We start from the raw sequence: 26076 nt of genomic DNA, 5'->3' as shown, positions 1-26076 counted from the left end.
ACGAGCAGGCAACGATAAAAAAAGGATGTTCCCGAAGCGCGGCGTAGCCGGCTTGAAGGGAACATCCTTTTTTTGACGTTTAGCTGGTCGGAGGCGGGGTCGGAGGCGGTGAAGGACGCTTCTTGCTTCCTCCGGACTTCTGCTCCGCGCCCGCCCCTTGGCCTGCGCTCGCCGTGTCGCCGTCGCGGCGGGGATATCCGCCGCTCCTGCCGGAGCGCCGCTTGCCCCCCGACTGATGCTCGCGCCTTTCGCTGCGGGCTTCGGGAGCGGGGGCGGCTTCGCGCGGGCGTTCCGCCGCCGCTTGGCCGCGCCGCTCCCGCCGGCTCTCGCCGCCGTCCTGCTCGCGGCGTTCGCCTCCGCCTTCAGCGGCGGGCTCGCGGCGCGGCGGACGCCGATCGCCGCTCGAAGCCTGCTCGCGGCGCTCGCTCGGCGCAGCCGGCGCGGCGGCGTCGCGCCGCGGTCCGCGGCGCTCGCCGCCGGAGCCTTGGCGCTTGCCGCCGCCAGGGCGGCCGCCCTGCTGGCCCTGGCGCGAGCCGCGCCGCTCGGTGGCGGCTGCGGCTTCTCCGGCGCCGCCGGCTTCCGCAGCGGCCTCGCCTTGCTTCGCGTCGTTGCCGTCCGCTTGGTCGCTGCCGCGCTTGCCGGAGGAGCGGTCGCCGCGGCCGCGCCGATCAGCTGCCGGCGGCCGGCTGTAGCTGTCCTCTTCGAATCGGCGCACGCCGGGCACGATCACGATGTCGTCCGGACCCGGCTCCTCCGGAGGAGCATCCGGATCGGCGCTGAGCGGCTCCTTCAGCTCCATGATGAAGTAAGCGCACCCGAAATTGCAATATTCATTGACATATTCCATGATGGCGGAAAAGGCGGTGTCCCGGTTCGCTTTGGGACTATCGTCCCGATAGAAGCCCTTGAGCCTCAGCTGGCTGTAGCCCCAGTCGCCGAGAATATAATCGTAGCGCTCCAGGATGTCGCTGTAGCGATCGCGGAACACCTCCGCATTCCAAGCGGTTTTGTGCTCATGGATAAGCTCGTACTTTCTCGTGCCGACGAATATCAAGTCCGTACCCTCCTCGCGGGCAGGCAGCTGCTTAGACGCCTGCAGCCGCTCCAGTTGCGGATTTCACCTGTTCATGCGCATGGTAGGAGCTGCGCACCATAGGACCGGATTCCACGTGGCTGAAGCCGCGCGCCATTCCTTCTTCCTTGAGCTGCTTGAACTCGTCCGGATGCACGTAGCGCTCGACAGCCAGATGGTTCGAGGACGGCTGCAGATACTGGCCCAGTGTCAGGATATTGCAGTCCACGGCACGCAGATCGTCCATCGAAGCCAGAATTTCTTCGTATTTCTCTCCGACGCCCAGCATGATGCTGGATTTGGTCGGAATGTCGGGATTCATTTCCTTGGCGCGCTTCAGAAGCTCCAGCGAGCGGGCATATTTGGCGCGGGCCCGGACGCGGTCGGACATGCGCTCGACCGTTTCAATGTTGTGGTTGAGGATGTCCGGCTTCGCATCCATCACGATCTGCAGCGATTCCCGCTTCCCGAGAAAATCGGGAATAAGGACTTCGACGCTGCACAGCGGGAGCCGCTTGCGGATGGCTTTGATCGTCTCGGCGAAAATCATGGCGCCGCCGTCCGAGAGGTCATCGCGTGCGACGGAGGTGACGACGCAGTGCCGCAGTCCCATCTGCTCCGCAGCCTCGGCCACGCGCTCGGGCTCCTGAAGATCGAGCTCCGTCGGCAGGCCCGTCTTGACCGCGCAGAAGCGGCAGGCGCGCGTGCAGATATCGCCCAGAATCATGAAGGTTGCCGTGCGGTTGGCCCAGCATTCGTAAATATTGGGGCAGCGGGCTTCCTCGCATACCGTATGCAGCGTTTTGGAACGCATCATATCTTTAAGCTCGGCATAGTTGCCGTCCGTCGACAGCTTGATCTTCAGCCATTCCGGCTTCGGGAGCTTCGGCTTGGGAGCTCTCGTGCTCATGAAATCCCCTGCTTTCCTGTAAATCGCTCATAAATCGCGTATAAGGTACGATACCGTCAAACTGTCATCTATTATAACATGTTTCGGATAAAAACCAATCGCCGTGCAGAACCTAGGGCAAAGCTTCATTTTGCCGTGGAGGTGGAATACCGTGTTGAAAAGAATGATGTTCGCGGCGGCTTCGATTCTGCTGCTGTCCGCAGGCTCCGGAACCGTATCCGCCGCGGCCGTGCCGGAATCCGCCGGACAGGAGCAGGCTCTGGAGGCGTCGTCCAAGGAAGAGCGCAAGCCGGTGTACGCCCGGATGGCTCTCCTTACCGGGCTGGCCTGGGAGCAGGTCGCCGCCCTCGACCAATACGAGCGGACCCTCGGCAAAGCCCGCCCCAAATCAAGGCCGAAACTGGGGAAATGGGCTGGCGTATATGTAACCCCGGAGCAATGGACCGGCGCTCTCAACCCCGATGCCGACGACCGCAATCCCGATTCCATCCTCGTCTTCGGCGGACTAGGCAAGGACGGCGACGGCGACGGGAAGGCCGATCCGGCCAGCGACCTCGATCTGCTGTACTCCCAATCGGCCGCAATCGCCAAATACGGAACAGCACCGGACGATTTCGTCATCGGCGTATGGGAATACTACCATAATATCCGCGCCGTGCAGCGGGTGAGCCAGTTCGCCCAGCTATACAAAACCTACGGCCGGGTCGATCTGTCCGGAAGCGCGTTTCCCGTTCCCGTTGGAACCAACTATTCCTATCGCAGCACATGGGGCACCGCGCGCGGCTGGGGAGGCCATCGGACCCACGAGGGAACGGATATTTTCGCCGACTACGGCCTTCCTGTGCGAAGCACCTGCTACGGCATCGTCGAGAACATGGGCTGGAACAACTACGGAGGCTGGAGAATCGGAATCCGCGACGCCGAGAACCGCTACCACTATTACGCCCACCTGTCCGGCTTCGACAAATCGCTCAAAACCGGACAAGCCGTGACGCCCGGCCAGACGCTCGGCTGGGTCGGCAGCTCCGGATACGGCAAGCCAGGCACATCGGGAAAATTCCCGCCCCATCTGCATTACGGCATTTATCGTGACCGAGGCATGGTGGAATGGGCATTCGACCCTTACCCGCTGCTCAAGCAGTGGGAGCGTCAGGAGCTCAAAGCCAAGAAGGCGAAAGCGAAATGATCCCGCAAAATAAAGCAGGCGGAAGGCTCAAGGCCTTTGCCTGCTTTATTTGTTGTCCGCCGAGGCCGATGGTCGAGGCTCGCCGTTGGTCCGAACCCGGAATCAGCGAAGGTGGAGGCTTCACCCTGAACGGCGGAGGATGTCCTCCTCCCGCTCAATGCTGCCCGGAGCCGCCGCTGCCCGTTTCCGGGGCCGTCGGAATGGGAGGCAGGGCGAGAGCGGGCGCGGAAGCTTTGGCGTCGCCGACCGGATTGCCTTTGCCGTCGTAATAATAACTCGGTACATCGCCGACCACCATCAGATAAGAGACCGGAATTTCCGTCTCCAGCGACTGGGAGCTGGAATCGAAAGGAATGATGACGGACAGCTCGGTTTTGATCCGGATATAGACCTCGACCAGAACCATGTTGATGCCGGCATCGCTCTTGCGCGTCCCCAGCTCCACCTGAGCGTCTCCGAGCGGCTCGAAGCGGACCGGAATGCGCGGACCGAAGGAAGACAGCAGCGCGCTTCCGAAAGCCTGGCCGATCGGAATGCCTTCCTTGAAATTGTCGGTGTCCTTCAGCGTGCTTTGCACGGTCTGGACCGTTTGCGCGGTTATTTTCATATGCTCGTTGTAATTCATCATGAAAGCGGCTATCTTGCCGTTGTCGCCCGTCTTCCAGTCGATCAGGTTCTGGAGGTCCGTTCCGGAAGCCACCTGCTCCGTAATCGCCTTGTTGATCGCTTCGGTCATGATCTGCTTCACCTTGATCTGCGCCACTCTCATCAAAGGGGGCTGAAGCTTCCTTTCGACGAACACATAAGCGTTCACCGTGCCGGCCAGAACGAGAAAGGCCAGGAACAGCAGCCACCACCGTTTGCGGATCCGGCGCGGACGCGGAACGGATGGAGGAGTCCAGCCTTGGACTCGGGCAGCGCTTAACCTGCGCGAGGTCGTTCGGGCCGAGGGCCTCCACTGCCCGGACGGCCTGGAAGCTCCCGGCCTCCAGCCTCCGGAAGCACGCGGCTTGGCCATGCGCATTCGTTTGGCCGGAGCAACCGGCAGCTTCCATCTGACTCGCCTTCCCCATCGGGCCACTGGCCATCCCTCCCGGCTTCAATCGCTTTTGCTACAGCCTATGCGTACAAGGCCGCAATCAGAAGGACAATGCCGGGATTTCAGCAGGAATGGCGTTCAGCCGCCGAAGCGGGAAATTCCATCCAGCCCCCGCCAAACGAAATCAGGCCAGCCGATCGGCTGGCCTGTCGGGAAACGGAACAATTCCTGCCCGCAAGCCGGCTGGCCCGCTCCTATGAAACGTCTGCAAGCATGCCGGCTGCCCGCTCCTATGAAGCCCGGCTGCGAATAAAAGCCCCTGCCTGCAAAACTGCAGCCAGGGGCTTTCCGGGATCATCGCCGTCCGCTAGGGCAGATGGCGTTCCCTTTACCGCTGCCGTCCTCATTCATAGACAGCGAAGCGATGGACAGGTGCGCCGGTGGTCGGGCTGTATGCCGAATTTTCGTCGTCGCCGGAAAGACGGGATGCAAGTTCCTTGAACCAGCCCTCGTCCTTGGTCATCAGCGCCAGCTCGATCAGGCTTCTCAGCTCCGCTTCGGCGGCAGGCTCATGGACATCCAGCTTGCGCACCTTCGATGTCCTCGCCCCGACCTTCTTGCCTACGATGCGTTCGCGGTCGCTCTGGGTAACGTGGATCCGGCAGGTGTCGGAGTCGACCGAATCGATAAAACCGATGAAGCGTTCATCCATGACTGTGGTCCCGCTGACCCAGTCCCCCATGCCGATAAGGTAATCTACTGAACTCATTTTCCCATGCCTCCCCAGAATCTATATTCAAAAAAGTGACAGTTAGCTCGTGAAACGTCTCCGCTTCCGCGCCTGGCAGCCTATCCGAGCGCTGCGGCCTGAGCGGACTTGATGCGCTCCAGCACGTCGCGGATCGTCATGCTTTCCAGATGCTGAAGCAGCTTCTCCTCGGTCTCCATGAAGATGACATCCATGACGTTCGCCATATTGCACGCAACAAGGCAATCTCCCTCTTCGGTGCCGGAGCACCACGAAGGCTTCATCGTTCCGATGGAGGTCGCCCGGTAAATCTCGGCCAGCGTCACGCTCTCCGGGCTGCAATGAAGGATATAGCCGCCGCCCAGCCCTTCCTTGGTCACGACGTAATTCCGCTTTTTCAAGCAGCTCATCACCTTGCGGACTCGGGAGGGATGCGTATTCACATTGTTCGCAATCGCTTCGCTCGTCGCCATCCGGTCAGGACGGTAGGCCAGATAGACGAGGCTGTGCACGGCAATCGTGAATTCACTGTTCATGGTACCCTCTCCCCTCTGCAAGCTTACTGTTATTCTATAGGTAACAGTTGTTGAAGTCAACTGATTCCGAAAAGCCGATAAAACGGCCTATGAGCAGCTGCCGTCGCTCACGGGAGCGTTCAAGCCGAACATCGGCGAACCGGCCGGCGGCAATTGAAGAAGCCCGGATGCCCGGCATTCATGCACTGGAAAGTAGGCATCGACAAGAGCATGACCGGCAGTTTAATTATACATAATTAAATTGTTGCAGAAATTTTAATTGAATTCTATACTATTGTTGAATTATGGAAGCGTATTCAGATGCTCTGGAGGAGGTGACCTTCTCTTATCGAATCGCCTTGAGCGCAGTCGCCGGCTTCCTACCCGAAAGCAGCCGCTGCCGATATTGCGCCCGCAGCATGAGTCGGCATCAGGTTAAGGCTTGGCCCATCAACCTTCAGGAGGTTTTGTAACGTGTCCATTTCCCGCACCGCCTGGCTGTGCTCGTTCGCGCTGATTCTGATCTCTATCGCGCTCGGAGCCGTCCACTCCCCTTCCGCCAAGGCCGCAACGGTCAATCTGGCGCTTGGCAAGCCGGTTACGGTCTCCTCGGTCCAAAGCTCCGAATACGGCGGCTCCAACGCCGTCGACGGCAATACTTCCACCCGCTGGTCGTCCAATACGAACGATCAGCAGTATATCATCGTCGATCTCGGCGCAGCCCGCTCCATCTCCAGCGTCGTGCTGCGCTGGGAAGCCGCCTACGCCAAGGGCTTCCAGATTCAAACCTCGAACGACAATACGGCCTGGACGACCGTCTATTCCAATTACAGCGGCACCGGCGGCAACAACACCATCACCTTCACCGCCAGCGCCCGCTATGTGAAAATGTACGCCTTCACGCGCGCGACCGCCTACGGCTACTCCCTTTACGAATTCGAAGTTTACGGCGACGACGGCGGCGGCTCATCTGCAGGAAATCTGGCTCTCGGCAAGCCGGTCTCCGTCTCCTCGACACAGGATTCCACCACTCCGGCCTCCTATGCGGTCGACGGCAACGCTTCCACTCGCTGGAGCTCTTCCTATGCCGACCAACAGTACATCTATGTCGATCTCGGCTCCCAGCAAAGCATAGCCAAGGTCGTGCTGAAATGGGAATCGGCTTATGCCAAGCAGTTCCAGGTGCAGACCTCGACCGACAACAGCTCCTGGACGACCGTTTACTCCAACTACAGCGGCACAGGCGGCACCAATACGATCACCTTCTCTCCCACGACAGCCCGCTATGTCAAGGTATATCTGATCCAGCGCGCTACGGCTTACGGCTTCTCCCTCTATGAATTCGAAGTCTACAGCGGCGCTGGGGGCGGCGGCACCGGTGTCGCAGCCGTCAAGCAGCGCGTTCTGGATTATTTGAACGGAATCTCCGGCAACCATACGATCGTCGGCATCGAGAACAAAAACGCCGGCACGCCGACAAGCGACAGCAACACCGTCGCGTCCATCGCCGGACGCACGCCATCGTTGTGGGGCGGGGACTTCGGCTTCGGCAGCGGAGCCGTCGACAAGCGCCAGACGATGATCAACGAAGCCAAAAACCAGTTCAACAAAGGCGCGCTCGTCACCCTGATGTATCATGCCTGCGCGCCGACACGCGACGAATATTGCAGCTGGGACGACATCGGCGGAGCGAACCCGGCCAAGCTGACCGACGCGCAATTCACCCAGCTCACGACGCCGGGAACGAGCCTGTACAATGCGTGGATCGGCCGCCTCGACACGTTGTCGACGTATTTGCAGGACCTGGAGAACAACAATGTCGTCGTTCTGTTCCGTCCCTTCCACGAGATGAACCAATGCGTCTTCTGGTGGTCCTGCCACAAAGGTTCGAACGGAACCGCCAAGCTGTATCAGATCACGCATGATTACTTGACGAATACGAAAGGATTGGAGAACATCATCTGGGTTTGGAATGTCCAGGACTTCTCCAATCTCAGCACGGAAATCGACGCCTATAATCCCGGCTCCTCCTATTTCGATATCGCTTCTCTGGACGTCTACAATACGGGATATACCACGGCGAATTACAATACGATGCTGCGAGTCTCGGGAGGCAAGCCGATCGCGATCGGAGAATGCCAGTTCATGCCTTCCTCCTCGCTGCTCGCCAGCCAGAACAAATGGATCTACGCCATGCTCTGGCCGGACTTCATCGAGGACAATCGAAGCACGCTCCCGGGCATTTACGCCGCCTCCAATGTGCTGACGCTCGATGAGATGCCGGGCTGGAAGTGACCAGGCGCATCGCCTCTCCATCAATTGAGTGGACGTAAAATGTCCGGCGCAGACTTATCCTCGCTTTCAGGCCCGCGGCATGCGGGCCTGTTTGGCTTGGACTTCATGCTCGCTCCAGCTTGACCCCCGCTTTGTCCCGCTATATGGTTTAGTTATGAAGAAACAGATCGCAACTAAACCATAGGAGGAATGCCCCATGTCAAAAGTAGCCGCAATTACGGGAGCCTCGTCCGGAATCGGCCTCGCATCGGCTCTGAAGCTTGCCTCGGAAGGCGTCCGGGTCTATGCCGGCACTCGCAATCTGGAGCGCGATTCCATGCGTCATGCGGGAACGGCCAATCTTGCTTTTCTGGAAATGGAGGTGACCGATCCCGCCTCCCTAGAGCGCGCCTTCCGGACGATCGAAGAAGAGCAGGGCCGGCTTGACCTGCTGTTCTGCAACGCCGGATTCGGCTATTTGCGGGCGCTCGGACAAGCGGAAACAGCCGATATCGAGCGTGTCTTCGACACCAATGTGTACGGAGTAATGAATACGATCCGTGCCGCTCTTCCGCTGCTGCGGCGTTCCGGGCAAGGGCATATCATCACGACTTCAAGCGTGGGCGGACTCGTCGGACAGCCTTTCAATGAAATTTACTGCGCCAGCAAGTTCGCGGTGGAGGGTTTGATGGAAAGTCTGGCTACCTATTACAAGCCTGCCTTCAACATCGATATCACGCTGCTGGAGCCCGGTGCGATCGCGACCGAGTTTACCGGTACGGTCATGAACCATCTGCAGCGGACCGGGGGCATTCTGGACGACGAGTACAAGCCGATCCTTACCCGCTACATGGACAATTTCGCCTCCCGCACTTCAGTGCCCCAGACCTCCGAATCCGTGGCCGAAGTCGTCTGGGATCTGGCGCGAATGGACGTCAAGCCGCTTCGCATCCGCACTTCGGAGGCGGCGGAAGCCTTTGCCCGATTCAAGACGGAGCAGGATCCGACGGGTCTCATCGGCCTGAGGAATACGCGCAGGCTTCATTTGAATATCGACGAGGAACAATAACAAATTCAGCACGGACAACCCGAGGCGATATGAACGCTGCCGTTCGCCCGCCTCGGGTTGTTCGTGCTGTTCGTTGCCGATGATTCGACGAAAATCCTACCTGCTGAAAATTCAAACCGAAGCTACGAAGCACCAGCCAGCCGCCCAAATCCCTGCCGCTGGAGCCATAACCCGCAAACGGCATGCCAGCTCGCGACATGGGGATCCTCATCCGCGAGGCCCATTCCGTGCCGTCCTTTCTCGAAGACATGGAGATCGAACGGAACGCCGGCGCGGCTGAGAGCGGCGGCCAAGAGCAGGCTGTTCTCTACGGGGACAGCGCCGTCGTCGGATGTGTGCCAGAGAAACACGGGCGGAGTGTCTGCGGTGACCTGCAAATCCGGACTCAGCCGCTCCACCAGCGCCGGATCGGGATCAAGGCCGAGCAGATTGATGCGTGACCCTTCATGGGTATAGGCGAGATCCATCGAGATGACCGGGTAGCAGAGGATGGCTGCGTTCGGCCGGCTCGATATCCGGTCCTCCGGATCCACAGCATCCGGCTGCCCGTCATCGTACAGCGTCGCCGCGGTCGCGGCGAGATGCCCGCCCGCGGAGAAGCCGAGCACGCCGATACGATCCCGCTCGATGCCCCATTCCGGCGCATGGTGACGCACATGGCGAATAGCTCTCCGCACATCGTCCTGCGGGGACGGATACGTATAAGGCGCGACTCTATAGCGCAGCACAAAAGCAGAGATCCCGAGGGCGTTCAGCCAGAGCGCGATCGGTTCGCCCTCATGCTCCGCCCTCATCCCATAACCGCCGCCAGGGCATACAACGACGGCGCTTCCAGCTCCCACGACCAGGTAAGGCACCAGCGCCGGGCGGTCCTCTTCGCCGTCGCCAGTCGCCAGCGGCGCGCCGGACGGCCATAATTCAATCATTTGGCGATTGTCGCTCATGGCAAGCCATCTCTCCTTATCAATTTTTCTTTCACCTGCAAATCATGGTTCTATCTAAGCAGAATGGATTGAAACTCGTTCTTGCATGAGGCTATGGCTCCGCGAATCATCCCAACCCGCTCTACTGAAACCAATCCGGAAACTTCCGCTGCAAATAGGCCAGCTTGGCCTCCGTCTGCTTCGACCCGCCGCCCTCGTGGCCATTGAACGGATAGATGTTCATTTCCTTCTCCGTCTGAATCCGGTTATAGGTCGCGAAATACATCTGCGGCGGACAGATCTCGTCCTTGAGGGCGACCGAAGCCAGCACCGGACAATGGATGCGGTCGGCCATGTTCATCGTGTCGAAGTAGCTCAGGTTGTCCAGGACGAGATCCGTCTGCTCCGGATGCCGCCTCAAGTATTCCGTGACGCCGCCGAAAGCGCCGTGGCAGCCCTCGACACGGGCCTCGAGATTGCTGTTGCTCGGCACGTCGACGAGGACGGCGGCGGGACGGCCGTCCAGAGCCGACACCGCCATTCCAAGCGCCCCGCCCTGGCTGACGCCTTCGATGACGATGCGGGCGGGATCGAGATCTGCCTGGGCGCAAGCGAAGTCGATCGCCTTGAGGCAGTCCATATAGACATACCGATAGTAGTATTCCATTTTCTCATGGACGCCCTTGACCGCGACGTTCCCGACAAAGCCATGCGTATAGGAAGCGCTGTTCCCGGTCGGTCCGCCCTGGTCGCGGCAATCGACGGAGAGCACGGCAAGTCCCATCATCGCCCAATGCATATGGTCCGACGGCTCGCCTCTGCTTCCCCCGAAGCCATGATAATGGATAAGGCAGGGGTAGGTTTCCTTCTTCAGAAAATGCGGAACGAGCAGCCATCCCCGGATCGAGGTCTCGTCCATTCCCTTGTATGAAATATCGTAGACGCCGACATGCCGGCTCGGATAGTCGATCTGCGTCCGCTGCGGCTGCAGCGGCACCGCCTTGGCCTGAGTCAGAGTAAGCGACCAGAAGGCGTCGAAATCCTCCTTTTTGGTCAGCTCGGGCAAATAGCCGTAGAGCTCCTTCGTTGCCTTTTCGACATAACCCATATGGACTTGATGCTCCCTTCGCAATCGATAACCATCATCGCCTTCAACATTCGACTCCTGCGCCGAGAGTCCTCCTTGGCAGCGGCTTCAGCCCCATGAAGCGTTGCGGAATCGACAAAAAAAACGCCCTTCCGGCCTCGTCTGGAGGGGAAAGGCGATTAGGGATTAGGGAGCGCCCTTCAGGCCAAATGGCAGGCCACGTAATGCTCTCCGCCCATATGGCGGAACTCCGGCACCTCCAGCTTGCAGCGCTCGATGGCCAGCGGACAGCGCGTATGGAATTTGCAGCCGGACGGCGGGTTGGCGGGATTCGGAATATCGCCCCGCAGCACGATCCGCTCCCGCTTCAGCTTCGGAATCGGCACCGGAACCGCGGACAGCAGAGCCTTCGTATACGGGTGGAGCGGCGTGAGGAACAGCTCGTCCCGCGTGCCCGTCTCCATCATCGAACCGAGGTACATGACCCCGATCCGGTTGCACAGATGCTCCACCACGCTGAGATCGTGGGAGATGAACAGATAGGAGAGGCTCCTCGTCTCCTGCAGATGGCGGAACAGGTTGATGATCTGCGCCTGGATGGACACGTCGAGCGCCGACACCGGCTCATCCGCGATGATGAGATCCGGATTCAGCGCGAGCGCGCGCGCGATGCCGATCCGCTGGCGCTGCCCGCCGCTGAATTCATGCGGCAGCCGGTCGATATGGTAGGAAGACAGCCCGCAGGACGCCAGAACGTCCTGCACCCGGTCGCGGATCTCCTCCCTCGGCGCCAGGCCGTGGTCCAGCAGCGCCTCGCCGATGGCATCGCCGATCCGCACGCGAGGATTGAGCGAGCTGTACGGATCCTGGAAGATCAGCTGCAGCTCGGGGCGCAGCCTGCGGAGCTTCTCGGACGGAAGATCATACAGATTCTGCCCCTTGAAGCGGACTTCGCCTTCCGTTTTTTCCGTCAGCCGCACGATCGTTTTGCCGACCGTGCTTTTGCCGCTGCCGGACTCGCCGACAAGCCCGAACGTTTCGCCCGGAGAGATCGTCAGGCTGATGCCGTCCACCGCCTTGACATGTCCGACGGTGCGGTTCAGCACCCCGGCCTTGATCGGGAAGTATTTCTTCAGGTTCCGCACTTCCAGCAAAGCCTCAGACATGGGCCAGCGCCTCCTCTTCATACAGCCAGCAAGCGGTTTTCTGGCCATGCCCGACATCCTTCAGCTTCGGCTCCCGGGTCCGGCAGATCGCCATGCAATGCTGACACCGATCGTGGAAGTAGCAGGATTCCGTCAGCTCGAGCGGATTCGGAACTTGTCCGGGAATGGAATAAAGCGTATCCTTGCGCTGGTTGATGATCGGCTTGGACTTCAGCAGCCCTTGCGTGTACGGATGCTTCGGTTGGTTGAACAGCTCGACGACCTCGCCTTCCTCGACGACCTTGCCGGAATACATGACCACGACGTAGTCGGCCATCTCCGCGACGACGCCGAGATCATGCGTGATGAGCAGGATCGACATCCCGCCCTCATCCTTGAGGCTGCGCAGCAGATCCAGGATCTGAGCCTGGATCGTGACGTCGAGAGCGGTCGTCGGCTCGTCGGCGATCAGCAGCTTCGGATCGCAGGACACCGCGATCGCGATCATGACGCGCTGCAGCATGCCGCCGCTCAGCTCATGCGGATACGATTCCATGATCTGCTCGGGACGCGAGATTCCGACGAGAGTAATGAGATCGATCGCCCGCGCCCGCGCCTCCTTCCGGCCGAGCTTGCGATGCTCCATCAGCGGCTCGACGATCTGCTCGCCGATCTTGAGCACCGGATTGAGCGACGACATCGGCTCCTGGAAGATCATGGCGATATCGTTGCCGCGCACGGCGCGCAGTTCATTCGCCTTCATGGCAAGCAGATCGCGGCCGTCGAATTCGATGGCTCCACCGACGACTTTGCCGGACGGGCCTTCCACCAGCCCCATGACCGACATCGCCGTAATGCTTTTGCCGCAGCCGGATTCCCCGACGATGCAGACCGTTTCGCCGGCCCGCACATGCAGGCTGACTCCGTCGACGGCCCGCACCGTGCCGGCTTCCGTGCTGAAATGCGTTTTCAGTTGCTCGATATGCAGCAAGTCTTTCACGACCCGCACCTACCTTCCCTTTTTCGGGTCCAGAACGTCCCTCAGTCCGTCTCCGAAAATATTGATGGCGACTACCGTCACGAAGATGGAGAGGCCCGGCGGGATCCACAGCCAAGGACGCTTCTCGAAATCGATCATGTTGTTGGCCGCGTCGATCATGTTGCCCCACGTCGGAGTCGGCGGCGTGACGCCGAGGCCGAAGAAGCTCAGTACGGATTCGCTGAGGATGGCGCCGCCGATATTCAGCGTGGCGATGACGATCAGCAGCGGCACCAGATTGGGAAACAGATGGTTGAACAGCTTGCGGCGGCTGCGCAGGCCGAGCACCGTCGTCGCCTGCATGAACTCGCGTTCCCGGAGGCTGAGGATCTGGCCCCGGACCATGCGGGCCAGCCCCGGCCAGCCGACGATCGCCAGCATGATCATGACGATGTACATCCGGTAGTCGGGAGGAACCTTCCATTCCGAGAGGAGCGCTCCTGCGATGAAGAGCAGGGGAAGGCTGGGAATCGTCAGCAGCAGATCCGCGATCCGCATGATGATCTGATCGGCTACGCCGCGGTAATAGCCGGCGATGATGCCGAGCAAGCCGCCCAGCAAGACGGACAGCACCATCGATGCCAGTCCGACCGTGAGCGAGATGCGGCCCGCCTGGAGCACGCGGGTCAGCACATCCCTGCCGAGCGCGTCCGTGCCGAGCCAATGCCTGGCGCTTGGAGCCTTGTTCATCAGCGCCATATTGATCTTGTTGTCCGCGTACGGAGAGAACATCGGCCCGAGGAAGCAGACCGCAAACATGAAGACGACAACGGCAAAGCCGAATACGGCCAGCCTGTTCTTCAGCAGCCTGCGGAGCGAATCGCCCCAGAGCGAGGATTTCGCCGCCGCTTTCGCTTTCGCATCGGCCTTGCCCGGTTCGGCGAGCTCGCCTTTTGCAAGTGACATGGATGACAGCCTCCTTCCTATAGTTTGACGCGCGGATCCGCCACGCGGTACAGAATGTCGGACAGCAGCGTGCCGATGACGGTTAGGACGGCCAGGAACATCGTGAAGCCCATGAGCAGCGGATAATCGCGCAAGCCGAACGACTTCATGTACAGCTGGCCGATGCCCGGCCAGTTGAAGATGCTCTCGATGATGAGCGAGCCTCCGAACAGAGCCGGCAGCTCGAAGCCGACGAGCGTGATCGCCGGCAGCAGGGCGTTGCGCAGCGCGTGGGTGAACAGCACCTTGCGCTCGGTCAGTCCTTTTGCCCGCGCGGTACGGATATAGTCCTGCTTGAGGACATCGATCATGTTGCTGCGGAAGTATCTCGTCAGAGAGCCGAGACCGAGCAGCGTCATGACGGCGACGGGCAGCGTCATATGGCGGATCACCTCAAGCGCATAAGCCCATCCGGTCGCATTGCTGCCTGTCGTCGTGATGCCTCCCGGCGGCAGCCAGTGGAAGTCGACCGCGAATATCTTGATCAGGAACAGGCCGATGAAGAAAGACGGAATCGACATCGCTCCGAATATGACCAGCATGACGAGCGTATCGAACCAGGAATATTGCTTGTACGCCGCGATGACGCCGATGACGACGGCGATGAACCAGGTGAGGAAGGTGGATACGGCGGCAAGCAGGAACGAATTCCAGATATACTCGTTGAATATCGTCAGCACCGGCTTCTGCTGCGCGAGCGAGTAGCCGAAATCGCCATGCAGGGCGTTGCCCATCCAGGTGAAGTACCGCTCCATCAGCGGCTTGCTGAGGCCGTAAATCTCGCGCAGCTCTGCCTTCCGCTCCGGCGTCAGCTTGATGTTCCCGCTGATGAAGTCGCCCGGCGTCAAGGCGTACAGCGAGAAGATCAGGAAAGAGGCTGCCAGCAGGATCAGAATCATGTAGCCCAGGCGGCGGATCAAATATGTGCTCATATCGGCTCCTTAACAGGTCATCCCCTGCCGCGCTCAGCCCGGCAGGGGATGGATTCTTTTATCCGGATCGAACGGGTTACTGGACGTCCTTGAGCGACCATTGCGGCAGGCTCGCAGCCAGGCCGTAGAACGGGCTCACAGCCAGATTATCGATTCGGGCGTTGTACGCGTACACGCTCTTCTTGTAGCTCGTGAAGATGACCGGAAGCTCGTCGTTCAGCAGCTGGTAGATTTCCTTGTAGATCGCTTTGCGCTGCTCGATGTCGGTCGTTTCCAGGCCTTTTTTGTACAGCTCGGTGAATTTCGGATTGCTGTAGCCTTTGACTTCTCCATCTACGAACTGCATCAGGCCATCCGAAGGATCCGTAAGCATCGGCGTCGAGAAGGAGACGAGATCGTAATCTCCGCCTTCCACCTTGGAGACGAGAGAGTTGAAGTCGGCAAAGATTTCCGGCTGGAATTCCACGCCGAGCGCCTGATAGTTCTCTTTGGCTACGGCGATGAAGATATCCGTGTTCTTGCTCTTGGAGCCGAGATAATGGATCGTCAGCTTTTTGCCGTCCTTCTCGCGGATGCCGCCGGCGCCTTCTTTCCAGCCGGCTTCATCCAGCAGCGACTTCGCTTTGTCCAGGTCGTACTTGTACGGATTGATGCCTTCTTCCGTGTATGCCCACGAAATCGGCGACGAAGGAATGTTGGCAATGCTGCCCGCTCCCTGCGCCGCATCCACGTAGATGCTTTGACGGTCGAGGCCGTAGGTCAGCGCCTGGCGCACCTTTTTGTCCTTGAGAGCTTCATGCTCCAGATTCACCTGCAGATAACCGTAGGTGCTCGGCGTATACGGTACGATATTCACGAATCCGAGAGATTTCAGCTTGTCGATGTTTTCCTGGGTGGCGCTGAAGGAGGCATAGTCGACCTCTCCCGTCTCCAGGTACTGCCAAGTGTCGCCTTCGGATGTCTTGTAGATGAAATTCGGCGTTTTCGGCTTGTCGCCGTAGTAGTTCTCGTTGGCTGCGAAGCGCACTTCCTGTCCCGGCGTGAACTTGACCAGCTTATAAGGCCCGGTGCCGACCGGCGTGGCGCTCAACGACTTCATGTAGCCGGTGTCGCCTTGTTTGTAGTCCTTGCCGTAGTACGCCTTGGACAGCACATCACCGCCGAGCGTCGTCAGCGCGGCCGCATTGGCCTTCTCCAGCGTGACGCTGATCGTCTGCGGATCCGCGACCTTGATGCCCTCGATCGAAGCGGCCTTGCCCTCTTTGTAGGCCTCCGCGCCTTTGATGCCGAGCGTGTTGACCTGCGAGTCGCCGTCATAGGACTTGTCGTTCAGAATCGTCCAGGTGAAGGCGACGTCTTCGGACGTAAGAGGCGCGCCGTCGCTGAACTTCAGCCCTTGGCGAAGATGGAACGTATACGTCAGGCCGTCCTCGGAGGCTTCCCATTTCTCGGCCAGGCCCGGAATCGGCTCCGCCTTGTCGTTCACGAGAACGAGCGGGGTGTACAGCAGCGAGGACACGTTGCCGTCGTAACCGCTTTGCTGGAAGTAAGGCGTGAAGGCGCCGCTCGGATCGGTCAAGCCGACGATGATCGTGTCGGTGCGCTGCTTCGCTGTCGCCGGGAGCTTGGATGGATCGGCCGCTTGGATGACACCCGCTGCGCCGTCCGTTGAAGCGCCGCCTGCATTGTCCGCGCCGGCGTTGGCGGCTGTGTTCGCCGTTCCCGATGCTCCGCCATTATCGGCGGCGCTGTTTCCGTTGCCGCCGTTGTCCGAGCATGCGGACAGCAGCAGCGCTCCCGCCAGCAAGATGGAGATGGATGCAGAGACTTTCGTTCTTTTTTTCATAAGACCCTCCCGCTCAATCGAATAGTAGTGTATAATTCCGATTGATTAAGTATGAATTGCTGAATTATCCCCATTATAGGAGCCCCATTCAGTTCTGTAAAGAGAGAACTTGAAATATTTTCTCCTCACAAAGAATCCAAAAGGCCAAAAAAAGAACCATTCCAGTCGATCGTCACATCGAATCTAAAATGGTTGGGCGCGGCTCAGCCTTCGATATAGGCCTTCAAAGCCTCCTGCATCCTTTCCAGAGTCCCTTCCCGCAGGCTGTATACGGTCAGCGTCTCCCCTTCGAAATGGGCGTGGATGAGTCCGGCGCTCCGCAGCTTGCCGACATGGTCATGCGTGATCCCCTTGGACAGCTGCAGATGCCTGACGATCTCGATGAAGCTGCGCGGCCCTCCGTGCAGGTACCGGAGAATCTTGAGCCGGCTCTTCTCGCCGAGGGTTCGGATGACGCGGAAATCATGGGCGGATAGGAAGTCATCCTCGCTCATATCGATCCTTGCGGAATAGTAGCAGATCGTAAGCCGGCGGAAATGGCTGATGATATTGACCGGCTGGAAATGCATCTGGGGAATGAGCACCAGCTCCTCCAGTCCCGGAACCGCCTCGAACACGAGACCGTTGGTCGTCTCATCGACAAAAGCCTTCTCCTCCGACCCGGGCAGGGCCGCGTTCCGCTCCTTCTCTACCTGCCTCAGCCTCTCCAGGATCGCCGGATCGGCCGAGTGGAAATATTGCTCCTGCCAGCGGGAGAAGACGGAAGCCGTCAGCTCCCTGAACGCCGCCATATCCTCCGGGAACTGGCTGCTGTACGGCGCCATCATTTCATACATGCCTCCTGCGCTCAGCCCGCGGAGCCAGGCGGCGAAGCCCTCGACGTCATCCGCCGGACAGAGGTGGATCAGCAAAAAGGTGAACTTCCAGTTGGCGTCGATCGCCAGCTCGTCCAGCAGCGCGGCGAAATCCGGCGTGAGCCGATCTCGGACCTCCGCCGCCCATGAGGACGGGAGATCCAGCTTTTTATGGGACTTGCGGCATATATAAGCGTGCAGACTGCTCATCGCTTCATGCAGCGGCTTGAACATGATGTGGACTTGATAGGTCATAATGGCACGCCCTTTTTGCGCTATCCTTGTAGATACCAGTTTGGGCGTATTCTACACGAAAAACCGTTTGTTCCGCAAGCCAAAAATCAGCCTTACTACGCCAAGTAGCTTTCCTTGACCTGCTCATCGGCGATGAGCGCGGACGCCTTGCCCTGCATCGTAATTTCCCCGGTCTGGATGACATAGCCCCGATCCGCGATCTGCAGCGCGTGGTAAGCGTTCTGCTCCACGAGCAGGATCGTCATGCCGGAAGCGTTGAGCTCCCGGATGATGTCGAAGATCTGATCGACAAGCACAGGCGCGAGCCCCATCGACGGCTCGTCGAGCAGCAGGATATCCGGCTTCATCATCAGTCCGCGGGCGATCGCCAGCATCTGCTGCTCCCCTCCGCTCATCGTGCCGCCCGCCTGCCGGTACCTTTCCTTGAGCCGCGGGAAATACGCGAACGCCTGCTCGATCCTCTCCTTGACGAGAGCTTTGTCCTTGAAGGAAAAAGCTCCCATCTCCAGGTTCTCCTTGACCGTAAGCTTCGGAAAAATCCGTCTGCCCTCCGGGACGTGGGCGATGCCGGCAGCCGCGACCTCATGGGGCAGCCAGGAGGCGACCGCCTTCCCTTTGAAGCGGATCTCTCCCGAGGTTTTGACCTGTCCGCATATCGACTTCAGCGTGGTGGACTTGCCGGCTCCGTTGGATCCGATCAAGGTGACGATCTCGCCTTCGCCGACGGTCAGCGAAATTCCCTTCAGCGCTTCGATTCCTCCGTAATAAGCCTGCACCCGGTCCAGCACCAGCAAGCTCATGCCATCACCCCCTCTTCCACGGCGCTTTTGCCCAAATAGGCTTCGATGACTTGGGGATTGTCGCGGATGGCGGCCGGGCCTCCTTCCGCGATCTTCTCGCCATGGTCGAGCACGAGGATATGCTCGGCCAGCCGCATGACCAGCTTCATGTCATGCTCGATCAGGATAATCGTCAGCTCGAGCTCCCGCTGCATCCTGCGGATCAGCGCGGTCAGCTCGGCCGTCTCGCGCGGATTCATCCCCGCCGCCGGCTCGTCCAGCAGCAGCACCTTCGGCTTGACGGCAAGAGCCCGGGCGATTTCAAGCCTCCTTTGCGCGCCGTAGGGCAAGCTGGATGCCTCCTCGTTGAAGTGCTTTTCAAGGCCTACATACTGGAGCAGCCGGTAAGCCTCCCGCCCCGCTTCCTGCTCCTCCTGGCGCACCTTGCCCAATCCCAGAATAGTGCCCGGTATCCCCGACTTGAGATGGATGTGCATGCCGACCATGACGTTTTCCAGGACGCTCATGCTTCCGAACAGACGGATGTTCTGGAACGTCCGCGCGATGCCGAGCTTTGCGATCACATGCGGCTTGACCCTTACCAGGGATTTCCCGTCCAGCTCGATGCGGCCCCCGTCCGGAACATAGATGCCGGTGATCAGATTGAAGAAGGTCGTTTTCCCTGCCCCGTTGGGACCGATGACCGCCGATATTTCTCCTCTCGGAAAGCTGTAGTCCACTCCATTCACGGCAACGAGGCCGCCGAAGCGCTTCTTGAGATTTGTTACCGTCAATATCGCCATGAGGCACCTCCCCTATCGAGCTCTTCACTTGCGGATGGCCGTCCTGCCGGCAGGCGCCGCATAGGCGCCGCCGCTTCCAGCGACGGATTCCAGGCTGACTTTGCGGTTGCGCGCCCGGATCAGGCCGTTCGGCCGGAATATCGCGAACAGGATCAGGATCAGCCCGAATATCAGCCGCTGCATTTTGGAAGGGGACAGCGCCGTAGGAATCCCGATGTAGCCGTTGCTGGACAAGGCGTTCAGCGCGCTCGTCAGTTCGGTCAGCACCTGCAGATTCAGGATCGTGATGAGGCTCGCGCCCAATATCACCCCCGGCACGCTGCCCATTCCGCCCAGCACGACCATGACGAGGATCGTCGTCGATTCCACGAGCGTGAAGCTCGTCGGATCGATGAACGTCTGCTTGGCGGCAAATACGACGCCCATCATGCCGGAGAAGGAAGCTCCGATCGCAAAGGCGGTCAGCTTGGTCCGGATCAAGGGGATGCCCATCGACTGCGCGGCGATCTCGTTCTCGCGGACCGCCTTCCACGATCGCCCGAGCCGGGAATGCTCCAGCCTGCGGACCGCGAAGATGACAAGGGCAAGAATCCCGATCACGATAAAGTAAAATTGATGGGGAAACGTGAACTTGAAGCCGAACAAATCCGGCGGCTGGATGGAGGACAGGCCCATCGCCCCGTTGGTGATGTTGACCGGCTTCTCCATATTGTTGAAGATGATCCGGATGATTTCTCCGAATCCCAGCGTGACGATGGCCAGATAGTCGCCTTTGACGCGAAGCACGGGCAGTCCGAGCAGGATGCCGAAGATGCCGGCCATGAAGCCGCCCAGCAGGATAAAGAGCCAGAAGCTGCCGCCCGGCAGCGGGAACAGGCTGCCGGAAATGAAATGGTTCGCCTGCGCCGTGGCGAAGATGCCGTAGGTGTACGCCCCGACCGCGAAAAAAGCGACGAAGCCCATATCCAGAAGTCCGGCAAAGCCGACGACGATGTTGAGGCCGAGCGCCATGGCGACATAAATGCCGCATTGAGCCGCGACTTCCATGTAAGCCTCGTGCGACGATCCTCCGGAGGCCGCGAAGGGAATGACCAGCAGCAGCAGGATGCCGGCAGACGCCCACTTGATGCCGTTTGCGAAGCTCGTGTAATACAGCATCAGCAGCGAGCCGAGCAGCAGCAGGAAGGCGAGGACGGATTTGTCCATCAGATAGACGGCAGCGGAGGTCACGACGACAAAAGCAGCCAGAAGCCCCGCCTGCGCGGACTTGCTGCCGGAAATCCTCTCGCGGGTTGCCTTGATTTGCATATCCGCCACCTACACTTTCTCTTTGACGGCTCTGCCGAACAGGCCCTCGGGTTTGAAGATCAGGACGATGATGAGAATGGAGAAGGCGAAGACGTCCTTGTATTCGGCTCCGAAGCTGCCGCCGGTCAGCGTCCCGAGGTTCGAGGAGGCGAACATCTCCAGAATGCCGATGACGAAGCCGCCGAACATCGCGCCGCGGATGTTGCCGATTCCTCCCAGAACGGCTGCCGTGAACGCTTTCATGCCGAGAATGAAGCCGATATAGGGATCGATTGTCCCGTACTGCTGGGCGAACAGCACGCCGGTGGCTCCGCCTAGCGCCGAGCCGATGAAGAAGGTCAGGACGATGATCTTGTTCACATTGATGGACATGAGGGAAGCCGTCTCGCGGTCTTGGGCGACGGCTCTCATCGCCACGCCCCATTTGCTCCGGTTGACGAACCGGTCCAGGGCGGCCATGAGCAGCAGAGCCGCTCCGAGAATGATGAGGGTGTTCGTTTTGACGGTGGCGTCGCCGAATAGGCTGCTGATGGAGGAGGCGGGCAGGCTCATCCGCTCCCCATATAGGGAGCTGCTGCTCACGATGTAGTTGCCTGTCCGCAGCTCTGCGATGAAGCGGACGACGTCCTGAAGGACGAAGGAGACGCCGAAGGCGGCAATGAGCGAGATCAGCTTCGGAGCCTTGCGCAGCGGGCGGTAAGCCACCCGCTCGATGCCGACACCGAGCGCTCCGGTGAACATCATCGCGATCAGCAGGATGAGCAGATAGAACAGCCACGGCGGCAGGCTGGAGGCGAGTCCCGTTCCTTGGGCGGCGAGCAGCACAGCCGTGCCGACGAAAGCCCCTGTCATGAAAATTTCTCCGTGCGCGAAATTGATGAGCTCAAGAATTCCATATACCATCGTGTAGCCTAGCGCCACTACCGCGTAGATCGCTCCGAGCGCCAAGCCGTCGATCAGCACCTGGGGAAGCGTATGCAGGATGTCGTTCATCATATGGGCTCCTCTCCGATTCAAAAAGCAGGCGGGAACGGTTCCTTGCGGGAATCGCGCACGCCTGCGCGGCATGTCCGGCAGTTACTGGCTGACCTCCGATATCATGCTGCCCGGATAGGAAGCTCCTTCGAATTTGTAGATGAATACTTTGGCATACAGATTGTCGCCTTTGTCGTCAAAGCTCACTTTAGTCGCTACGCCTTCAAAATCCTTCGTCGCCCGCACCGCGTCGCGGATCTTCTCGCGGGCAGGCAGCTTGCCCCCGTTGTCCTCGATGCTCTTCTTGACGGCGGCCAGCATGACCGACATCGAATCATAGGCATAGACCGAGTAGCCTTCCGGCCCTTTGCTGAATTTCGCCTGGTAGCTGTCCGCCCACTCCTTGTTGGACTTCGTGATGTCCCCCGCGACGGAACTGTACAAGGTGCCGGCGACATCCTGTCCGGCGATGTCCGCCATGCCGGAGGAATCCAGCGCGTCGCCGCCCATGAGCGGAGCTGTGATCCCTTTGTCCTTCGCCTGCTTCACCAGCAGGGCGCCCTCCGCATACATCCCCCCGAAGAAGATGAGATCCGGCTTCTTGCTCTGGACAGTCGTCAGCACGCCGTTGAAGTCCTTCTCCCCGACCGTTATCCCCTCATACCCGACGATGGTTGCTCCCGCTTCCTTGGCCGCATCCCGGAAAGCTTCGGCCAGTCCCTGGCCGTAAGCCGTCTTGTCCTGAATGACAAAGATGTTTTTGGCTTTCAGCGTCTCCACCGCGTATTGGGCTCCGGCAGGGCCCTGGAAGTCGTCGCGCGCGACGACCCGGTTGGCCGCCTTGAGCTTGCGGTCGGTGAACTCCGTCGCCGTGCTGGCGGGCGAAATCATCGGCAGATTGTATTTTTCATAGACGACGGAGGAGGGGATGGAAACGCCGGAATTAAGATGGCCGATGACGCCCACGACGGCCTGGTCGGCGCCGATCTGCTCGGCGTTGGCAACGCCCTTCTTGGCATCGCTCTGGTCATCGTAGGGGACCAGCTCAAGCGTGAAGCCCAGCTTGGAGAACTCGTCCTTGTGGTCGTCGAGCGACAGCTGGGCTCCGAGCTTGATCGCCTCTCCCTGAATCGAGCTTCCGCCTGACAGCGGAGACTGCGAAGCGATCTTGATGACCTGTCCGCCGCTATTGGCCCCGCCCCCTTGATTCGATGGCGAATCGCTGTTTCCGGAGCCGCATCCCGCTGCCAATGCCATCACCATCACGATCGCGGCAAGCCCTTTTCCTTTTCCAATCCCCTTTGAATTCATTCATTGCCCTCCCGTTTCATGTAATATTATTTAACACATATGTAACGAACGCAAGGTTAGTATACCTACGAAGATGACATTCAGCAATCCGGTGTAACCTATCATTTTACAGTTTGTAAAAATATAAAAACGCAAAAAAGACCCCCTCCGCCCTCCGATTCAATCGGTGACGATGAAGGTCTTTCGATGTTGACGACTGATTACGGACTAGACCGTTTCAATGATGGATGAAGGGCCATCCGCTGCCGCAGGAGGCTTCAGTCCATCTACATTGCCTGCGCTTCCCTGCACGCCGGCCAGCTTGTACACTCTGGACTCGTAAGGCTTCAGCACGATTTCAGCGATATTTTCTTCGGCATCCGTCAAGTAGTTGGCCAGCAGCAGCTCGGAAGGACGGAAGCCGTATTCTTCGGGAAGCTGTCCGGTCGCCTCGACAGGGAACAGATTGCAGAGAACGAGCAGCTTTTCGTCTCCATACGTTCTCGTATAGGCGTATATCTGCGGATGGTCGGCCAGAATCAGGTCGTAAGTCCCGTATACGGCGGCGAGATTTTCCGCGCGCAGCCGAATCAGGCGTTTGTAATGATGGTAGATGGAATCCGGATCCTCCATCGCCTGCTGGACGTTGATCTCCGAATAATTCGGATTGGCCTTGAGCCACGGCGTTCCGGACGTGAAGCCCCCGTTCTCTTCCCGGCTCCACTGCATCGGTGTGCGGGAATTGTCGCGTCCGGTTTTCCAGATGATCCGCATGATCTCGTCATGGCTCATGCCGTTTTCCGTTTCGAACCGGTACAGGTTCTTGATGGCTACGTCATTGTAATCATCGATGGAAGGGAACTGGACATTCGTCATGCCGATCTCCTGGCCCTGATAGATGAACGGCGTACCCTGCATCAGGAAATACATCGTCGCCAGCGACTTGGACGATTCCTTCCAATAGACGCCATCGTCGCCCCAGGTGGACACGGAGCGCGGCTGGTCATGGTTTTCCAGGAACAGGGCGTTCCATCCCATTCCTTCCAGCCCTTTTTGCCAGCGGGTAAGCGTCGACTTCAGCTGCGCCAGATCGATGCCGCCGGCAACGCTCTTGTTCCACAGGCCCAGATGCTCGAATTGGAAAATCATATTGAACGCGCCTTTGTCCTCGCCGACCCATACCTCGGCATCCTGGACCTTGACGCCGTTGGCTTCGCCGACGGTGACGATATCGTATTTCGCGAACGTCTCTTGCTTCAGCTCTTCCAGGAACTCATGGATGCCCTCGCGGTTCATGTGCCCGTCGAAGGAAGGGACATACTTCAGATTGTCGGGATTCGGCATATCCGCAAGTCCCGGGATCTTCTTGATATGCGAGATGGCGTCGACACGGAAGCCGTCGATGCCTTTGTCCAGCCACCAGTTCACCATTCCGTACAGCTCTTTGCGGACCTCGGGATTTTCCCAATTCAGATCCGGCTGGCGGCGGGAAAAGATATGCATGAAATACTGTCCGCTCTTTTCGTCGAATTCCCAGGCCGGGCCGCTGAAGATGCTCTCCCAGTTGTTCGGCTCGCTGCCGTCCGCCGCAGGATCGCGCCAAATGTAGTAATCCCGCTTGGGATTGTCCTTGCCGGAGCGCGACTCGATGAACCATGGATGCTCGTCGGAGGTGTGGTTGATGACCAGGTCGAGAATAAGCTTCATTCCTCTGGCATGCACTTCTTCCAGCAGGAGATCGAAATCCTCCATCGTGCCGAACTCGGCCATGATGTCCTGATAGTCGGAAATATCGTAACCGTTGTCGTCATTCGGCGATTGGAAGACGGGGCAGATCCAAATGATGCCGATGCCCAGCCCCTTGAGATAGTCGAGCTTGGAGATGATGCCCTGCAGATCTCCGATTCCGTCTCCGTTGCTGTCCATGAAGGAACGCGGATAAATCTGATAGGCCACAGCTTCTTTCCACCATTTGATGGATGCGGTTTGCATGGTGCTTGTCTCCTCTTAAATAGACCGGAATTTTCTTTGTACAAACGTTTGCATAGATGCAATTATAGCATAGGTTGAACGAGCGGAAAAAGCCTCATTTTCATTATGGACCCAGGGTCCGGACGTCTATTCGCGCATCCGCTTCTTCAACAGCCTGCGGAGCCTTCCGGCCAGCAGGCGGACCGCTTGGGACGGCTTGCGGTCGCGCGGCCTGACCAGCCATAGACTTAGATCCGAGTCCGTCTGGATCGACAACGGCACCGCGATGATATCCGCACCGGCTTCTTCCTGGATGCCGCGGAAGGAATAATCCGTTCCGAGGGTGGCGGCCATATTCCTTCGTACGGCAAGCAGAAGCGCATCGCGGTTGTTGGTGCGGAACAGCACGTTGGCCGCCGGACCCAAGGCTGCAACGATTGCTTCAAGATGCTTGTCCGGGTAGATGACCAGGGGAAGCCGCTCGAGATCCTTCATGGTTACGGAAGCCCGCGACACCAGGGAATGCTCCCTACCGACTCCAAGCGCCATCTGGCCGTCGGCGATTTTCTCCAGCCTTATATCGGGGTATTTCGCATCGGCCTCGGATACGATGAGGCCGATGTCCGCCTTCCCTTGGCGAATATCCTCAATGACCTCCTGAGTGCCCTTTTCTCCGATCTCCAGCTCCAGCGAAGGAATTTCCTCTCTAACCTCAAGCAAAGCATGGACGAGCAGCCAGGTAGGAGCCGGAACCGTCGAAATGCGCACTTTCGCATTGACCAGCTTTTGGCATCTTCCCGCCTCGGCCAGCAGCTCTTCCGCCTCGCCCAGTATCCGCTCCGCCTGCCTGACGATTCGGCGCCCTTCCTCCGTTATGGCCGCTCCGGTGCGCGAGCGCACGAACAGCTGCACGCCCAGCTCCTGCTCCAGCCTCGTAATGGCGCGGCTGATGGCGGCAGCGCTGAGATGAAGCTGAGCGGCCGCCTCGGACACCGTCCCCGTTCTTGCAACCTCTGTTATCATTTCCAGCTGATCGAAATTCATGTTGAAACCCCTTCGTTAACCCCATGTTAAGGCAGCTTGACCAATAGGAAGTATACGCTTTCCGGAG

At 59.3% G+C, this 26076-nt stretch carries 23 protein-coding genes; 3 read left to right on the top strand and 20 right to left on the bottom strand.

What is annotated here, in order from left to right; all coding sequences use genetic code 11:
- Positions 1-79: 79 nt before the first annotated feature.
- Both CIC07_RS07050 and lipA read right to left on the bottom strand, forming a co-directional pair.
- Complete coding sequence (locus tag CIC07_RS07050; protein ID WP_083688456.1) at positions 80-1054, bottom strand: YutD-like domain-containing protein; 975 nt, start codon at positions 1052-1054, stop codon at positions 80-82.
- A 31-nt stretch (positions 1055-1085) separates the two neighbouring features.
- Positions 1086-1982 carry a lipoyl synthase gene (gene lipA, locus CIC07_RS07045; RefSeq protein ID WP_076358473.1) on the bottom strand — a complete coding sequence of 299 codons (897 nt, stop codon included), beginning with the start codon at positions 1980-1982 and terminating at the stop codon, positions 1086-1088.
- A 163-nt stretch (positions 1983-2145) separates the two neighbouring features.
- Between lipA and CIC07_RS07040 the strand changes: the two genes are divergently transcribed.
- Positions 2146-3168, top strand: a complete 1023-nt coding sequence (locus CIC07_RS07040) for a M23 family metallopeptidase (protein ID WP_076358474.1) — start codon at positions 2146-2148, stop codon at positions 3166-3168.
- 154 nt (positions 3169-3322) lie between these two features.
- Here the strand turns inward: CIC07_RS07040 and yunB are convergent, their stop codons facing one another.
- The 3 genes from yunB to CIC07_RS07025 all read right to left on the bottom strand — a co-directional run bounded on the left by yunB (position 3323) and on the right by CIC07_RS07025 (position 5491).
- Positions 3323-4249, bottom strand: coding sequence for a sporulation protein YunB (gene yunB, locus CIC07_RS07035; RefSeq protein WP_139334442.1), 927 nt, complete (start codon positions 4247-4249; stop codon positions 3323-3325).
- Between the two features lie 361 nt (positions 4250-4610).
- Positions 4611-4976, bottom strand: coding sequence for a hypothetical protein (locus CIC07_RS07030; RefSeq protein WP_076358476.1), 366 nt, complete (start codon positions 4974-4976; stop codon positions 4611-4613).
- A gap of 80 nt (positions 4977-5056) precedes the next feature.
- Positions 5057-5491, bottom strand: coding sequence for an RrF2 family transcriptional regulator (locus CIC07_RS07025; RefSeq protein ID WP_076358477.1), 435 nt, complete (start codon positions 5489-5491; stop codon positions 5057-5059).
- 453 nt (positions 5492-5944) lie between these two features.
- Between CIC07_RS07025 and CIC07_RS07020 the strand changes: the two genes are divergently transcribed.
- Together CIC07_RS07020 and CIC07_RS07015 are read left to right on the top strand one after the other, a co-directional pair.
- Positions 5945-7765, top strand: a complete 1821-nt coding sequence (locus CIC07_RS07020) for a galactose-binding domain-containing protein (protein ID WP_083688458.1) — start codon at positions 5945-5947, stop codon at positions 7763-7765.
- A gap of 196 nt (positions 7766-7961) precedes the next feature.
- Positions 7962-8813: an SDR family oxidoreductase gene (locus CIC07_RS07015; protein ID WP_076358478.1), complete on the top strand. Its 852-nt coding sequence runs from the start codon at positions 7962-7964 to the stop codon at positions 8811-8813.
- Positions 8814-8935: 122 nt separating this feature from the next.
- On the opposite strand, the gene CIC07_RS07010 is transcribed toward CIC07_RS07015, so the two are convergent.
- The 15 genes from CIC07_RS07010 to CIC07_RS06940 all read right to left on the bottom strand — a co-directional run bounded on the left by CIC07_RS07010 (position 8936) and on the right by CIC07_RS06940 (position 26009).
- Positions 8936-9757 (bottom strand): alpha/beta hydrolase, encoded by an 822-nt coding sequence (locus CIC07_RS07010; protein ID WP_083688460.1) that lies wholly within the window; start codon positions 9755-9757, stop codon positions 8936-8938.
- Positions 9758-9878: 121 nt separating this feature from the next.
- Positions 9879-10844 (bottom strand): acetylxylan esterase, encoded by a 966-nt coding sequence (locus CIC07_RS07005; RefSeq protein WP_076358479.1) that lies wholly within the window; start codon positions 10842-10844, stop codon positions 9879-9881.
- 179 nt (positions 10845-11023) lie between these two features.
- Positions 11024-11989 carry an ABC transporter ATP-binding protein gene (locus CIC07_RS07000; RefSeq protein WP_076358480.1) on the bottom strand — a complete coding sequence of 322 codons (966 nt, stop codon included), beginning with the start codon at positions 11987-11989 and terminating at the stop codon, positions 11024-11026.
- Complete coding sequence (locus CIC07_RS06995) at positions 11982-12968, bottom strand: ABC transporter ATP-binding protein (protein WP_076358568.1); 987 nt, start codon at positions 12966-12968, stop codon at positions 11982-11984. The genes CIC07_RS07000 and CIC07_RS06995 overlap by 8 nt, the downstream gene beginning before the upstream one ends.
- 9 nt (positions 12969-12977) lie before the next feature.
- Positions 12978-13913 (bottom strand): oligopeptide ABC transporter permease, encoded by a 936-nt coding sequence (gene opp4C, locus CIC07_RS06990; RefSeq protein ID WP_076358481.1) that lies wholly within the window; start codon positions 13911-13913, stop codon positions 12978-12980.
- A gap of 17 nt (positions 13914-13930) precedes the next feature.
- Positions 13931-14884: an ABC transporter permease gene (locus tag CIC07_RS06985; protein ID WP_076358482.1), complete on the bottom strand. Its 954-nt coding sequence runs from the start codon at positions 14882-14884 to the stop codon at positions 13931-13933.
- Between the two features lie 76 nt (positions 14885-14960).
- The gene (locus tag CIC07_RS06980) at positions 14961-16730 is read right to left on the bottom strand and encodes an ABC transporter substrate-binding protein (protein ID WP_076358483.1); all 1770 of its coding nucleotides are present in this window, start codon (positions 16728-16730) and stop codon (positions 14961-14963) included.
- A gap of 203 nt (positions 16731-16933) precedes the next feature.
- The gene (locus CIC07_RS06975; protein ID WP_076358484.1) at positions 16934-17839 is read right to left on the bottom strand and encodes an ArsR/SmtB family transcription factor; all 906 of its coding nucleotides are present in this window, start codon (positions 17837-17839) and stop codon (positions 16934-16936) included.
- Between the two features lie 95 nt (positions 17840-17934).
- Positions 17935-18639, bottom strand: coding sequence for an ABC transporter ATP-binding protein (locus CIC07_RS06970; RefSeq protein WP_076358485.1), 705 nt, complete (start codon positions 18637-18639; stop codon positions 17935-17937).
- Complete coding sequence (locus CIC07_RS06965; protein ID WP_076358486.1) at positions 18636-19421, bottom strand: ABC transporter ATP-binding protein; 786 nt, start codon at positions 19419-19421, stop codon at positions 18636-18638. Before CIC07_RS06965 ends, CIC07_RS06970 begins: the two co-directional genes overlap by 4 nt.
- Positions 19422-19445: 24 nt before the next feature.
- Positions 19446-20729 carry a branched-chain amino acid ABC transporter permease gene (locus tag CIC07_RS06960; protein WP_076358569.1) on the bottom strand — a complete coding sequence of 428 codons (1284 nt, stop codon included), beginning with the start codon at positions 20727-20729 and terminating at the stop codon, positions 19446-19448.
- Positions 20730-20738: 9 nt separating this feature from the next.
- A complete protein-coding gene (locus CIC07_RS06955; RefSeq protein WP_083688462.1) occupies positions 20739-21722 on the bottom strand; it encodes a branched-chain amino acid ABC transporter permease in 984 nt (327 codons plus the stop codon).
- Positions 21723-21806: 84 nt separating this feature from the next.
- On the bottom strand, positions 21807-23015 hold the full coding sequence (locus CIC07_RS06950) for a branched-chain amino acid ABC transporter substrate-binding protein (RefSeq protein WP_076358488.1): 1209 nt from the start codon (positions 23013-23015) through the stop codon (positions 21807-21809).
- Between the two features lie 207 nt (positions 23016-23222).
- Positions 23223-24986: a glycoside hydrolase family 13 protein gene (locus CIC07_RS06945; protein WP_083688464.1), complete on the bottom strand. Its 1764-nt coding sequence runs from the start codon at positions 24984-24986 to the stop codon at positions 23223-23225.
- 126 nt (positions 24987-25112) lie between these two features.
- Complete coding sequence (locus tag CIC07_RS06940; RefSeq protein WP_076358489.1) at positions 25113-26009, bottom strand: LysR family transcriptional regulator; 897 nt, start codon at positions 26007-26009, stop codon at positions 25113-25115.
- Positions 26010-26076: the final 67 nt, after the last annotated feature.

Origin of the sequence: Paenibacillus sp. RUD330 (assembly GCF_002243345.2) — a bacterium.
Taxonomy (GTDB): Bacteria; Bacillota; Bacilli; order Paenibacillales; family Paenibacillaceae; genus Paenibacillus_O.
Note: the sequence above shows the minus strand (reverse complement) of the source record. Positions and strands in the feature narration are given on the sequence as shown.

Coding starts and splice junctions, on each gene's coding strand:
- opp4C (WP_076358481.1), bottom strand. CDS start 13,913: ATGTCACTTGCAAAAGGCGAGCTCGCCGAACCGGGCAAGGCCGATGCG.
- CIC07_RS06985 (WP_076358482.1), bottom strand. CDS start 14,884: ATGAGCACATATTTGATCCGCCGCCTGGGCTACATGATTCTGATCCTG.
- CIC07_RS06965 (WP_076358486.1), bottom strand. CDS start 19,421: ATGGCGATATTGACGGTAACAAATCTCAAGAAGCGCTTCGGCGGCCTC.
- CIC07_RS06950 (WP_076358488.1), bottom strand. CDS start 23,015: ATGAATTCAAAGGGGATTGGAAAAGGAAAAGGGCTTGCCGCGATCGTG.
- CIC07_RS06975 (WP_076358484.1), bottom strand. CDS start 17,839: ATGACCTATCAAGTCCACATCATGTTCAAGCCGCTGCATGAAGCGATG.
- CIC07_RS06960 (WP_076358569.1), bottom strand. CDS start 20,729: ATGCAAATCAAGGCAACCCGCGAGAGGATTTCCGGCAGCAAGTCCGCG.
- CIC07_RS07030 (WP_076358476.1), bottom strand. CDS start 4,976: ATGAGTTCAGTAGATTACCTTATCGGCATGGGGGACTGGGTCAGCGGG.
- CIC07_RS07010 (WP_083688460.1), bottom strand. CDS start 9,757: ATGAGCGACAATCGCCAAATGATTGAATTATGGCCGTCCGGCGCGCCG.
- CIC07_RS07040 (WP_076358474.1), top strand. CDS start 2,146: ATGATGTTCGCGGCGGCTTCGATTCTGCTGCTGTCCGCAGGCTCCGGA.
- CIC07_RS06955 (WP_083688462.1), bottom strand. CDS start 21,722: ATGAACGACATCCTGCATACGCTTCCCCAGGTGCTGATCGACGGCTTG.
- CIC07_RS07015 (WP_076358478.1), top strand. CDS start 7,962: ATGTCAAAAGTAGCCGCAATTACGGGAGCCTCGTCCGGAATCGGCCTC.
- CIC07_RS07005 (WP_076358479.1), bottom strand. CDS start 10,844: ATGGGTTATGTCGAAAAGGCAACGAAGGAGCTCTACGGCTATTTGCCC.
- CIC07_RS06940 (WP_076358489.1), bottom strand. CDS start 26,009: ATGAATTTCGATCAGCTGGAAATGATAACAGAGGTTGCAAGAACGGGG.
- CIC07_RS07000 (WP_076358480.1), bottom strand. CDS start 11,989: ATGTCTGAGGCTTTGCTGGAAGTGCGGAACCTGAAGAAATACTTCCCG.
- CIC07_RS07025 (WP_076358477.1), bottom strand. CDS start 5,491: ATGAACAGTGAATTCACGATTGCCGTGCACAGCCTCGTCTATCTGGCC.
- lipA (WP_076358473.1), bottom strand. CDS start 1,982: ATGAGCACGAGAGCTCCCAAGCCGAAGCTCCCGAAGCCGGAATGGCTG.
- CIC07_RS06970 (WP_076358485.1), bottom strand. CDS start 18,639: ATGAGCTTGCTGGTGCTGGACCGGGTGCAGGCTTATTACGGAGGAATC.
- CIC07_RS06980 (WP_076358483.1), bottom strand. CDS start 16,730: ATGAAAAAAAGAACGAAAGTCTCTGCATCCATCTCCATCTTGCTGGCG.
- CIC07_RS06945 (WP_083688464.1), bottom strand. CDS start 24,986: ATGCAAACCGCATCCATCAAATGGTGGAAAGAAGCTGTGGCCTATCAG.